The organism is Gordonia sp. (in: high G+C Gram-positive bacteria) (assembly GCF_049647785.1).
In the GTDB taxonomy this organism is placed as follows: Bacteria; Actinomycetota; Actinomycetes; order Mycobacteriales; family Mycobacteriaceae; genus Gordonia.
In genome coordinates, this window is sequence record NZ_JBARYI010000097.1 from 16,683 (window position 1) to 28,754 (window position 12,072).

Consider the following 12,072-nt stretch of genomic DNA (forward strand, 5'->3'; position numbering starts at 1 on the left):
CAGCACAGTCCCGGCGAAGCCAGTAGCGTGGTCGCATGCGAACTCGCACCACCGCCTGGACTCCCGCACCGGCGACGACCGCCGACCCGGATCCGAAACAGCGTGCGGAGCAGTTCGCCGAGATCATTGCAGGCCGAAGAATCGTGGCCCTGACCGGCGCCGGCCTGTCGACCCCGTCAGGTATCCCCGACTACCGGAGCCCAGACTCACCTTCGCGACGCCCCATGACGATCGATGCGTTCATGGCCTCCGCCGAGAGTCGCCGTCGCTACTGGGCGCGCAATCACGTCGGCTGGCGGTTCATGGACGCTGCCCTCCCAAATGCTGCGCACTTCGCTTTGCGGGATCTCCAGTCCGACGGGATCGCCGCTGGCGTCATCACTCAGAACGTCGACATGTTGCACATGAAGGCGGGATCATCGCCAGTTGTCGACCTGCATGGCTCGTACGGACGGGTCCGCTGCCTCAATTGCCAAACCCAAATGTCACGCCATCGCCTCGCCGACGAACTCGAAGCGGTTAATCCGGGCTATGCCGAACAGATGGCGTCTCGCGGTGCGATCGAGGTTGCCCCCGATGCCGATGCCGCGCTCGACGACATCGGTAACTTCGTGATGATCGACTGCCCCCACTGCGGCGGCATCTTGAAGCCCGACATCGTCTACTTCGGCGAGACGGTCCGCAAGGATGTCGTCGACGAAGCTTTTGCCCTGGTCGACGCTACCGACGCCCTGGTCGTCGCGGGGTCATCCCTCACCGTGATGTCGGGCTTGCGCTTTGTCCGACATGCTGCGACAACGGGCAAGCCGATCATCATCGTCAATCGCGGCAACACTCGCGGCGACGACCTCGCCACCTTAAAGATTGACCACCGCTGCGAAGTGGTCCTCTCGGCGGTAGCCGTGCTGTTAAGCCAGACATACGAGACGAACATCGCGAACAGCGCCGCGCTCGCCTAACGAGCCGCACTGTGACGCAAGTCTCACATTAGTGCTGTACTGGTCAAAGCCGGGGCTATTGCGGACCAGTTTTGGATCTACGGTGACTTTCATCTGATTGGTCGATAACCTCGTTCACGTCATGAAGCCAATTGATTTCCCGCAGGAAGATTTTTCCAAAACCGCAGTCGTCTTTCGGCGGCCGCAGGCCAGTGATGGACAACGAATATGGGAGATTGCCCGCGATTCACGAGTGCTCGATGTGAATTCACCATATTCCTATATTCTTTGGTCGCAAGAGTTCTCCGAGACGTCAATCGTCGCCGAAGTCGATGGTGTGCCGATTGGTTTTGTCACTGGATACCGTCGGCCCGCGGACCCAGCGTCGTTGATGGTGTGGCAGGTGGCGGTCGACGACGCCCATCGCGGCAAGCAGATCGCGAAGCGGATGCTCTGCGAGCTATTCCACCGCGGCACCCAGGCGGGCGTGACCGCCATCAACACCACGATCAGCCCAGATAACGAAGCATCACAACGACTGTTCGCAGGCGTTGCCCGGGCTCTTGGCCTAAATTTTTCACACCAGCCGTTCTTTGCGGCAGAGCTGTTCCCCAACGTCAGCGATGACGGCTTGCGCGAGTCTGCCTCGCACCAGCCTGAAGATCTGTATCTGCTGACTCCGGCCGACTAAAAAGCTGGTCGCCGGACATCTCACACAAGGAAATTCTCCTAAATATGAGCATCGAAACTACCCTGGACGATCGCACTTTTACCCAGCACGAATCTCAGGTCCGTTCCTACTGCCGCGACTGGCCAGCCGTATTCGATACGGCTGTCGGGTCCTGGCTTACCGACGTTGACGGTAATCGTTATCTCGACTTTTTCGCCGGTGCCGGAGCGTTAAATTACGGCCATAACGATCCTGTGCTGAAGAACGCTCTCGTCGAGTACATCGTGCGTGATGGAATTACTCACGGTCTCGATATGTCCACGTGCGCCAAAGGTGAATTCCTCGAAACTTTCGCCACCAAGATCCTTGCTCCGCGCGGACTTGACTACAAAATCCAGTTTCCCGGCCCTACCGGCACAAACGCCGTCGAATCTGCACTGAAGCTGGCACGTAAAGTTACCGGCCGCGAGGCAATCATCAACTTCACGAACGCCTTTCACGGAATGACGCTGGGTTCGCTCGCCGTCACCGGTAACGCCATGAAGCGCAACGGTGCTGGCGTCCCGTTGGTTCACACCACGCCGATGCCTTTCGACGGCTACTTCGACGGAAGCGTCGAAGACTTCGCGTGGTTTGAGCGCGTCCTTGACGATTCCGGTTCCGGCTTCAATCGGCCGGCCGCTGTGATTGTCGAAACCGTGCAAGGCGAGGGCGGCGTCAATGTGGCTCGTCCGGAATGGCTCCGAGGCCTCGCCGACCTCTGCAAGCGCAAAGAGATTCTCCTGATCGTCGACGACGTCCAGATGGGATGTGGCCGCACCGGCGACTTCTTCTCATTCGAAGAGGCCGGCATCGTTCCCGACATCGTGACACTGTCGAAGTCGATTGGCGGCTACGGGCTGCCGATGGCGCTGACTTTGATTCGTCCCGACCTCGACGTTTGGGAGCCGGGTGAGCACAACGGAACGTTCCGCGGCAACAATCCGTCGTTTGTGACGGCGACCGCGGCGATCAACAAGTACTGGTCCGACGACGCCCTGTCGGTGCAGGTCAAGGCGAAGGGCATCGAGATCGCCGAGAGCTTCGACGAGTTGTGCCAGCGTCACGAAGGTCTCTCGCATCGAGGTCGCGGCATGGTTCAGGGCCTGGTCTTCGAGAAGGCCGAACTGGCTGGCCGGGCCTGCGCGATTGCCTTCAGCAAGGGCCTGCTGGCCGAGACTTCCGGACCGAATTCCGAAGTCGTCAAGCTACTTCCGCCACTCACGACGACCAGTGAAGACTTGGCTCACGGGTTGGCGATCCTGAGCGAGTCAGTCGACCAAGCATTCAACGAACATTTCCAGGAGACAAGCGCGTGATTGTCCGTACCACTCAAGAAATTACTGGCACCGACCGAGAAGTCCGTGACCCCAAAGGCAACTGGGTCTCCAAGCGGATCGTGCTCGGCGGAGACGGAGTCGGTTTCTCATTCCATGAGACGACGATCGCAGCCGGTTCGGTCAATGAATTTCACTACGCCAACCACGTAGAAGCCGTTTGGCTCGTGGAAGGTCGTGGCAGCCTGCTCAATCGGGAGACCGGCGAAATTCATCAGCTCTCGGCTGGCAGCATGTACCTGTTGGACGGCCACGAACGCCACACCGTGGTGGTCGACGAGCAGATGCGCATGCTTTGCGTCTTCAATCCCCCGGTTGTCGGCACCGAAGTGCACGACGAAAACGGCGTCTACCCGCTCGTTGCGGTTCCCGTTTCCGCGGGCAGGCACCGCGCCTAAGCGCTGGCGCTGATCTGTTGCGTTAGGTGTCGCCAGATCGCGTTCGGTGTCGGCTGTTACCGACATCCAACGCGATCCAGCGACACCTAACGCTTCTTTTTGCCCAAGTTATGCTGGCACCAGGTCGTCAGCGTGAATAACCGGACGCTGCAGTTCTTGTGGCAGATCGGCCGTCGAGCGACCAATCATCTTCGCGACATCCTCCGCGTCGTACGACGTCACACCCCGGCCGCGGACGTTGCCGTCGCGGTCAACAATCTCGACGACATCACCGTCGGAGAAGTCGCCGGTCGCCGACACGATGCCAGCAGGCAGCAACGACCGTCGTCGTCCGCAAACCGCAGCGATAGCACCGTCGTCGAGCACTAGTTGGCCGTGGGATTCGGCAGCATGCCGGACCCAGAATTTTCGGGCGGACAGGCGCGTGGGCCGAGGGGCAAACACCGTACCCACTGATGCATCACCCAGTGCGGCGGCAGCCTCGGACGCGGCGGCGAGCAGCACCGGGACGCCAGAGTCCGCGGCGAGACGAGCGGCAGCCAACTTCGACGCCATGCCTCCGGTCCCGAGGGATCCGCCGGTCCCGGCAATCACGCCATCGAGATCTTCTGGACCGTCTACCTGCTCGATCAGTCGCGCGGGAGTACCGTCAGGACCCGGTTTACGCGGGTCGCCGTTGTAGAGGCCGTCGACGTCCGACAGCAAAATCAGCGCATCGGCATGCACCAGGTGTGAGACGAGCGCGGCAAGTCGATCATTGTCACCAAACCGGAGTTCGGTGGTCGCGACCGTATCGTTCTCGTTAATTACCGCTACTGCGTGTAATGCCCGCAATCGATCGAGGGTCCGCTGAGCGTTGGCGTGATGCGCTCGGTTTGAGATGTCGTCGGCGGTGAGCAGCACCTGGCCAACTACCCTGCCGTATCGAGCGAACGACGTCCCCCATGCGTGGGCCAGCGCCAACTGTCCCACACTCGCGGCGGCCTGCTTCGTCGCCAGGTCGCGGGGTCGCTTCTTAAGACCAAGTGGCGCAATACCCGCACCGACGGCACCCGACGACACGACCATCACATCTGATCCGGCCTTCATGCGAGCTTCGAGCGCGTCGACCAGCAAGTCGAGCCGCTTGAGATCAATACCGTTCTCGATGTCGGTCAGCGCCGACGAGCCAATCTTGACGACGATACTGCGCGCCGATCCGATGGTCTCCCGCATCGACTTCACGGCAGTATTGCCGTCGGCAACTGAAAGATCATTCGTCATCTTCGTCGAACTCTTCGTCTCCCCAGCCGAGTTCTGTGTCGCCAGTAGACTCGCGACGCAGCTTGCGGGCAATCTTGCGCTCCGCGGCGCCAACGCGGTCGTTGCGCTCCAGACGCACGTCGGTGCCGCGTCCGGTCAGCGGCACGTCAACCATATCTGCGCTCGGCTCCCAATCGAAGCTGATGGCCCCGATGGTCACCGAGGCACCGGGCTGTGCCCCGTGCTTGACGAGTGCAGCCTCTACGCCGAGCCGGTTCAGTCGGTCAGCGAGGTAACCGACCGCTTCGTCGTTCTCGAACGGCGTCTGGCGCACCCATCGTTCGGGTCGCTCGCCGCGGACGATAAAGCCGCCTTCAATGTCCGGGTTGCGGACAATGGTGAATTCGGTGCGATCGATGGCCTTTGGTCGCACGATCGGGCGGACGTCGACCGGTTTCTGCGCTTCAGCTTCGGCGCGGTACTTGCGGACCATCTCGGCGAGCGCGTACGTCAGCTCCGAGAGTCCCTTGTGAGCGACGGCCGAGATCCGGTAGACGGGCCAGCCGCGTTCGGCGATGTCGGGTTCGACGAGGTCAGCGAGTTCAGCGGCCTCGGGCACGTCGATCTTGTTGAGGATTACGATGCGCGGCCGATCGGCGAGATCGCCGAGCGAGTGGTCTTCGTCGAGCGCAGGCTTGTACGCCGCGAGCTCGGCTTCGAGTGCGTCGATGTCGGAGAGTGGATCGCGGCCCGGTTCCAAGGTGGCGCAGTCGACGACATGCGCCAACACGGCACACCGTTCCAGGTGGCGGAGAAAATCGAGTCCGAGGCCGCGCCCCTCGGAGGCTCCGGGAATGAGTCCGGGCACGTCGGCAACGGTGAATACTTCCGCGCCAGCGGTCACGACACCCAGGTTCGGGGCGAGCGTGGTAAACGGATAGTCGGCGATCTTGGGCTTGGCGGCGGACAGCACCGACACCAGCGAGGATTTTCCGGCCGAGGGGAATCCGACGAGACCGACGTCAGCGACAGACTTCAGTTCCAGGATCAGTTCTCGCTCGTCCCCCAGTTCACCGAGCAGCGCAAACCCAGGGGCCTTGCGGGCGCGCGAAGCCAGCGCGGCATTGCCGAGTCCTCCGCGACCACCCTTTGCTGCGACGAACTCGGTTCCCTCACCGACGAGGTCGGCAATCACTTCGCCGTCGGAATTGAACACGACTGTGCCCTCGGGCACCCGAAGGACGAGGTCTTGGCCGGTTGCACCGCTGCGGTTTCCACCCTGGCCGGGGGTGCCGTTGGTGGCGCGGGCATGGGGCCGGAAGTGGAAATCCAGGAGGGTGTGAACCTGCGGGTCAACGACGAGTCGCACGTCTCCGCCGCGACCGCCGTTACCTCCGTCAGGACCACCCAGTGGCTTGAACTTCTCTGAGTGCACGGAGCTACAACCGTGGCCGCCGTTGCCGGCCACCACGTCGATCTTCACGCGGTCGACGAAGCGTGACATATTCTCGCCTTCCTCGAAAGCACCGGCCGAAGGAGTCTCCGACTGGCGGATCCGGTGAGGCCGGATCTGGATATGCAGACAGGGCGGGTCAGGGTGTCTAGTGACCCTGCCCGCCCTGTCAGAAGAGCTTTAGTTCCCCGGATTCGCAGGTCAGACTGCGACTGGCTCCGGGACGATGTTCACGGTCTTGCGTCCGCGCTTCACGTCGAACTTAACCGCGCCAGCCTCGAGGGCGAACAGGGTGTCGTCCTTGCCGCGACCCACGCCGACGCCGGGGTGGAACTTGGTGCCGCGCTGACGGATCAAGATTTCGCCAGCATTGACGGTCTGGCCGCCGAAGCGCTTGACGCCGAGTCGTTGGGCATTTGAATCGCGACCGTTGCGCGAGCTCGATGCACCCTTCTTATGTGCCATCTGACTGTCCTCCTGAGAAGTTCGGGCTAAAAAGTTCTACTTGATACCGGTGACCTTGAGCACCGTCAGCTTCTGACGGTGGCCCTGGCGCTTGTGGTAGCCGGTCTTGTTCTTGAACTTGTGGATCCGAATCTTCGGGCCCTTGACGTGCTCGACGACCTCGCCGGTGACCGAGATAGCAGCCAGCTTGTCGGCGTCGGTGGTGATATTTGCACCATCGACGACCAGTGCCACCGGCAGCTGCACAGTGCTGCCGAGCTCGCCGTCAATCTTCTCGACCTTTACAGTGTCACCTTCGGCGACCTTGTACTGCTTACCGCCGGTCTTGACGATTGCGTACGTTGCCATCCCGCGTCCTCTTAACTCGTCTTCGGGCCGGAGTCCACAGGTCAGGCCTGCTCACCCGGCGTAATTGGTGTGTGTTGGTTCCGACCCTCGAGGGTCGGTAACCCCTTCCGCCGCTGCGCGCAGCAAGCTACGCGCCTGCGGAAGGCGACCTGCCAAGGCTACGGGATCGCGCCTGGTCAGGTCAAACTCAGCGCGCTCGATGCGCGCCGAGAAGCTTTCGTGAGACCAATGTCACCGACATTGGTCACTCGTTGGCGGGGGGCGGACCGGCCGCTCGACGTCCGCTCCGACGCCGTGGTGACCGTTTCACCTCCACGACCGGTTCACTGGCTTGTTTAGCGAAGGTCGTGACCGGGGTCTGTGAAACCACTGTCTCGACCGGCTCGGCTGCGGTGGTTGGTGCCGCTGCGCGGCGAACCGCACGACGACGCCGTGTCACGACCGCTCCGGTTGGTGCGTCCGCTACCGGCTTCGACTCCGCCACGTGCTTCGACTCCGCGGGGGGCTGGACCGCAGCAGGCTCCGAGACTGCCGTTGCGGGTGCCTCAACGGCAGAACCCTTGCGCTCGGAACGCACAGTGTCGCCACGGTCGGCTTCACCGCGCTGGCTGTCCCCGCGCTGCCTGTCACCACCGTTGCGTCCACGCGACCGGTTTCGGTTACGGCCGCCGCGCTGCTGCTCGCTGCGACCACCGTTGTCGGTGGTCTCCTCGCTGCTGGCCGTCTCGGTTGCCGACTCTGCACTGGCGTCGACGTTGGTGGTCGACTCGAGTTTGTCGTCCGAGTCGGCAGCGTGGCTGTGCGCCTCGTGTTCGTCGTGCGCCATGGCGCGGAACATCGGATGCTCGGCGGCCGGCTTGTGCGGCGCCTTCTGCTCGACGTGGCTCTCATCTGGCGACTGCGAATCGTCAGTCGAATGCGAGTCGGTTCCCGACTCTCCCCCGCGCCGACGCGAGCGACGCGACCGACGTGAGTTTGCATCGTTGTTGCCACCGCGGCTGCCGTCCTCGGCCGGACGAACTTCAACCGGGTTGGCGTGCACAATCACGCCGCGACCGGAGCACGTGGTGCATGTGGTCGAGAAGGCCTCGAGCAGACCGGTACCGAGACGCTTGCGCGTCATCTGGACCAGGCCCAGCGAAGTCACCTCCGACACCTGATGGCGTGTGCGGTCGCGAGCCAAAGCTTCGGTGAGTCGTCGTAGCACCAAGTCCCGGTTCGACTCCAAGACCATGTCGATGAAGTCGACGATGATCATGCCGCCGATGTCGCGCAGGCGCATCTGGCGAACGATCTCTTCGGCCGCTTCGAGGTTGTTCCGGGTAACGGTCTCTTCGAGGTTGCCGCCGGCACCGGTGAACTTGCCGGTGTTGACGTCGACGACGGTCATCGCTTCGGTGTGCTCGATAATCAGCGTGCCACCCGAAGGGAGCCACACCTTCCGGTCGAGTGCCTTGGCGAGTTGCTCGTCGATCCGGTGCACCGTGAACGAGTCAGGCGCATCGGCATGATCCTTTTGGAACTCTTGGAGTCGCTCAGCAAGGTCCGGGGCAACGTCGTTGACGTAGCCGGAGACCTGCGACCAGGCTCGGTCGCCTTCGACGACGAGCTTGCGGAAGTCTTCGTTGAAGATGTCGCGCACTACGCGGACCAGCAGGTCGGGCTCCTCGTAGAGAGCCTTGGTGGTGCCTGCGGCCTTTTCCTTGTGCTCGGCGGCCGCGGCTTCAATCCCCTGCCACTGAGCTTCCAGCCGCTCGATGTCGGCACCGAGTTCCTCGGCACTGACGCCCTCGGAGGCGGTGCGAATGATCACGCCAGCCTTCTCGGGAACGAGTTTGGCGAGAATCTGCTTGAGTCGTTTGCGCTCAGTGTCGGGCAGCTTACGGCTAATACCGGTCGACGTGCCGCCGGGCACGTACACCAGGTAGCGGCCAGCCAGCGAGATTTGGGTCGTCAGGCGTGCACCCTTGTGTCCGATCGGATCTTTACTGACCTGGACGAGGACCTGATCGCCGGGCTTGAGTGCCTGCTCAATCTTGCGCGAGCCACCGTCGAGGCCTGCGGCTTCCCAATTCACTTCGCCGGCGTAGAGGACGCCGTTGCGTCCGCGACCAATGTCGACGAAGGCGGCTTCCATGCCGGGCAGCACGTTCTGGACGCGGCCCAGATAGATGTTTCCGACCATCGACTGCGAAGTCTCGGTCGTGACGAAATGCTCCACCAGGACGCCGTCTTCGAGCACGGCAATCTGGGTGTAGTCCTCGGTGTGACCGGGATGTGCAGGGTCGGAGGTGATCGAACTGTTGGCGGCTCGCTCGCGCACCACCATGACTCGCTCAACGGATTCCCGTCGCGCCAGGAACTCTGACTCGGTCAGGATTGGCGGACGGCGACGGCCAGCGTCACGACCGTCGCGACGGCGCTGACGCTTGGCTTCCAGACGTGTGGAACCGGAGATGCCCTGCACTTCGTCGCGGACGCGCTTAGTGCGAGGCTCACGCTCGTGGACCACGGTGTTCGGTGGGTCATCGCTCGCGGAGATGTCTTCGGTGTCGCTGTCGCTGCCGCTGCGACGACGGCGGCGACGACGTCGACGCTTGCTCGACGGGCCGGAGGCATCATCGTCGGTGTCGCCAGCATCGGAGTCGCCACTGGCGGCACTCTCGTCGCCTTCGGCGGCGCCAGCGTCCGTTGCGTCGGCGTCCGTAGCAGTCTCGTTCGCTGTCTGGTTCGCGTTGTCGGCGGCTTTGTCGGTGTCGCCGGTCTCGTCTGCGGAGGCGTCAGCGTTATCGCTCGAGTCGCTGTCGGTGCTCGGCTCATCGCCGTTGTCGTCGCCCTCGGAACCCTGATCGCCACGTCCACGACCGCGGCCTCGGCGGCCACGTCGACGACGCCGCGAGCGGCTCTCGCCTTCGTCTGAACGCTGCTCTTGGTCGTCAGCCGATTCGGTGTCGCCCGATTCAGCCGGAACGTCTGCCTGCTCTGCGCTGGCATCTTCTGCGTCGACCTTGGCGGGTGTCTCCGCAGTCTCGGCATCGTCGCTGCTGGCCTCGGCGACCTTCGCTTTGCCTGCGGTCTTCTTTGCTGGGCGACGCTGGCGTCGCTGGGCCGGTGCTTGCTCGGTATCACCGTCGCTGGCATCGGACGGGGCGCTCTCGGGCTGGCTCGCCTCGGCTTCGGCAGTCCCTGCCTTGTCTGCCCCTGCTTTGTCTGACCCTGCCTTGTCTGACCCTGCCTTGCCGGATCCCGTCTTGGCTGGCCCTGTCTTAGCTGGTTCAGCGACCTCGCCCGCAGCGGCCGGGGTTTCGACGCTCGACGGAGCCTCAACCGCACTTGGCGGGAGGAATAGCGGTGCTGCGGACTCTTGACGAGGGGCAGCAACCGGTTGTGGGGTCTCAACAGCGGAGAACAGTGACGAACCGGCCTGCGCGGTATCGGCCGGAGCCGATGCAGGCTCGTCCTTAGGAGCCTCGGTAGCACCGCTGACGCGGCGTTCGACGGCCTCGGCATCCGATCGCGAGATCGACGACTGTGCGGTGCGTGCCGTCACGCCCATGTCTTGCAGGTGCTCAAGTACCTGTTTGCTGGTCAGTTCCAGCGCGCGCGCAAGTGCATGCACACGGAGTCGTAGGGGAAATTTCTCCGCTGACTGATCCGCCGAAGTGGCATCAGTCGGCGACCCGTTATCGGTCACGTGGTCTCCTCAAGACCCCCGGGCGCGTAGTCACTGTGAAAGCGAGACAACGCGGCCACGCGAGGGCCTTATTGCAATGTGTGCCGGCCGGATTGACCGGGTGTTATGTGGTCTTTGCGTCGTCAAGACGCCTTGCTCGACGCAGGCCTCGGGCCGCAGCCGGATCCCTGTGGGGATCTGACGGAACCGGGTACCTCTATCTGGCTGTGCGTCGATCGTCGACGCCAAAGCGTGGTGCCGACGACTAGGCAAGTATCCCACATCACGGGCCATAGCCCACACACGAGTGCCGAAATGCCTCTCGCGCGCCGCGTTGTCTGAGGTCGATCAGATGTTAGCGATCGTTAAAGCAGAGTTCAGAGGGTTTCTGAGATGTTGAGCTCGGGGAACCAGAGACCGATTTCACGAGCAGCGGACTCGGGCGAGTCGGAACCGTGAACGATATTGAACTGGGTTTCCAACGCAAAGTCGCCACGGATAGTGCCGGGCGTAGCCTTCTCGACCGGATCGGTGCCACCGGCAAGCTGACGGAATGCCGAAATCGCGCGCGGGCCTTCGACGACAGCCGCAACCAACGGTCCGGAAGTGATGAAGTCGAGGAGGGAACCGTAGAAGGGCCGCTCGGCATGCTCGGCATAGTGTTCGCTGGCCACCTCGGTGGTCACCGTGCGCAGTTCCAACGCCGCGAGTGTGAGGCCCTTACGCTCGATTCGGGCGAGTACTTCGCCGACCAGGCCGCGCTGGACGCCGTCGGGCTTGATGAGGACGAGAGTCTGTTCAGTCACGCACGACACTGTAGCGACCGTCGGTCACCGGTGCACTACTTGGGGCAGTACTGCTTTTCGATTGCGAAGAAGCCGTAGTTGAACAGTCCCCCACCATCGCCGCCACTGACGATGATCTGCAGGCAGGCGCCCGGCGTCTTGACCGCCGCGGTCAGCTGACGGTCGAGCTCTTTCGCCATGTACTTATTCGACTTGGCGTAGGCCCCCGGCACCGGGAGGTTGGCGATGACGTTGACGGCACCGCGTTGGTGCAACCACAGGGTCGCCGACCGTGTCGCCAAGTAGCCCAGCGCACCGGGCTGCACCGGCATGGGGAAACTCGCCTCGGCAGCGTCCGGGTCGGTCTCCGTCGCCTTGGGGGCATTTGACTTGGAGGGCTGCGCATTGGACTTGGAGGGCTGTGCGTGCGGCGCCTGCGACTGCGAAGCCGCGGGATCGTTCGGACGGGGATGCGTCGGGGAGTCTGCTGAAGCCACCGGTGCGGCAAGCACCACGACGGTCGCAACTGCCGCAGCGACCGTGGCGACGGAAACACTCAATCGACCCAAACTCGACAACACCTGTGCGTTCCTCCGCCTACTTCTGATTTCGAATGGGCTACCCGATCTGGCGTCCACGAACCCCCGCAAGTGCGCCGATCGGATGAAGTTCCCAAGGTTCCACCCACCGATCAGCGAGTGTAACCGAAAACACAGAATGGGTC

General features: G+C 62.9%; 11 protein-coding genes. 4 read left to right on the forward strand and 7 right to left on the reverse strand.

Annotation, left to right across the window (positions count from 1 at the left end; all coding sequences use genetic code 11):
* Window positions 1-35 precede the first annotated feature (35 nt).
* The 4 genes from WBA38_RS17570 (at window position 36) to WBA38_RS17585 (ending at window position 3,382) form a co-directional block, all read left to right on the forward strand.
* Window positions 36-959: a Sir2 family NAD-dependent protein deacetylase gene (locus WBA38_RS17570; protein WP_424323216.1), complete on the forward strand. Its 924-nt coding sequence runs from the start codon at window positions 36-38 to the stop codon at window positions 957-959.
* Between the two features lie 121 nt (window positions 960-1,080).
* A complete protein-coding gene (gene ectA, locus WBA38_RS17575; protein ID WP_424323217.1) occupies window positions 1,081-1,629 on the forward strand; it encodes a diaminobutyrate acetyltransferase in 549 nt (182 codons plus the stop codon).
* Between the two features lie 44 nt (window positions 1,630-1,673).
* Window positions 1,674-2,966, forward strand: coding sequence for a diaminobutyrate--2-oxoglutarate transaminase (gene ectB / locus WBA38_RS17580; protein ID WP_424323218.1), 1,293 nt, complete (start codon window positions 1,674-1,676; stop codon window positions 2,964-2,966).
* The gene (locus WBA38_RS17585) at window positions 2,963-3,382 is read left to right on the forward strand and encodes an ectoine synthase (RefSeq protein WP_424296457.1); all 420 of its coding nucleotides are present in this window, start codon (window positions 2,963-2,965) and stop codon (window positions 3,380-3,382) included. Before ectB ends, WBA38_RS17585 begins: the two co-directional genes overlap by 4 nt.
* Before the next feature lie 108 nt (window positions 3,383-3,490).
* Here the strand turns inward: WBA38_RS17585 and proB are convergent, their stop codons facing one another.
* The 7 genes from proB to WBA38_RS17620 all read right to left on the reverse strand — a co-directional run bounded on the left by proB (window position 3,491) and on the right by WBA38_RS17620 (window position 11,908).
* Window positions 3,491-4,597, reverse strand: coding sequence for a glutamate 5-kinase (gene proB, locus WBA38_RS17590; protein WP_424323227.1), 1,107 nt, complete (start codon window positions 4,595-4,597; stop codon window positions 3,491-3,493).
* Between the two features lie 37 nt (window positions 4,598-4,634).
* Window positions 4,635-6,128, reverse strand: a complete 1,494-nt coding sequence (obgE, locus tag WBA38_RS17595) for a GTPase ObgE (protein WP_424296460.1) — start codon at window positions 6,126-6,128, stop codon at window positions 4,635-4,637.
* A gap of 150 nt (window positions 6,129-6,278) precedes the next feature.
* Entirely contained in the window at window positions 6,279-6,542 is a 264-nt protein-coding gene (rpmA, locus tag WBA38_RS17600) for a 50S ribosomal protein L27 (RefSeq protein ID WP_424297372.1), read from the reverse strand.
* Window positions 6,543-6,578: 36 nt separating this feature from the next.
* Window positions 6,579-6,890 carry a 50S ribosomal protein L21 gene (gene rplU, locus WBA38_RS17605; RefSeq protein WP_424297373.1) on the reverse strand — a complete coding sequence of 104 codons (312 nt, stop codon included), beginning with the start codon at window positions 6,888-6,890 and terminating at the stop codon, window positions 6,579-6,581.
* Window positions 6,891-7,134: 244 nt separating this feature from the next.
* The gene (locus WBA38_RS17610; RefSeq protein ID WP_424323219.1) at window positions 7,135-10,584 is read right to left on the reverse strand and encodes a translation initiation factor IF-2 N-terminal domain-containing protein; all 3,450 of its coding nucleotides are present in this window, start codon (window positions 10,582-10,584) and stop codon (window positions 7,135-7,137) included.
* A gap of 356 nt (window positions 10,585-10,940) precedes the next feature.
* Entirely contained in the window at window positions 10,941-11,369 is a 429-nt protein-coding gene (ndk, locus tag WBA38_RS17615) for a nucleoside-diphosphate kinase (RefSeq protein WP_424297376.1), read from the reverse strand.
* Between the two features lie 35 nt (window positions 11,370-11,404).
* Complete coding sequence (locus tag WBA38_RS17620) at window positions 11,405-11,908, reverse strand: hypothetical protein (protein ID WP_424323220.1); 504 nt, start codon at window positions 11,906-11,908, stop codon at window positions 11,405-11,407.
* Between the last annotated feature and the right edge of the window lie 164 nt (window positions 11,909-12,072).

What these genes read in the sequence shown, in the direction of transcription:
- proB (WP_424323227.1), bottom strand. Translation starts at nt 4,597, where the DNA reads ATGCGGGAGACCATCGGATCGGCGCGCAGTATCGTCGTCAAGATTGGC.
- ectA (WP_424323217.1), top strand. Translation starts at nt 1,081, where the DNA reads ATGAAGCCAATTGATTTCCCGCAGGAAGATTTTTCCAAAACCGCAGTC.
- ectB (WP_424323218.1), top strand. Translation starts at nt 1,674, where the DNA reads ATGAGCATCGAAACTACCCTGGACGATCGCACTTTTACCCAGCACGAA.
- WBA38_RS17570 (WP_424323216.1), top strand. Translation starts at nt 36, where the DNA reads ATGCGAACTCGCACCACCGCCTGGACTCCCGCACCGGCGACGACCGCC.
- rpmA (WP_424297372.1), bottom strand. Translation starts at nt 6,542, where the DNA reads ATGGCACATAAGAAGGGTGCATCGAGCTCGCGCAACGGTCGCGATTCA.
- rplU (WP_424297373.1), bottom strand. Translation starts at nt 6,890, where the DNA reads ATGGCAACGTACGCAATCGTCAAGACCGGCGGTAAGCAGTACAAGGTC.
- obgE (WP_424296460.1), bottom strand. Translation starts at nt 6,128, where the DNA reads ATGTCACGCTTCGTCGACCGCGTGAAGATCGACGTGGTGGCCGGCAAC.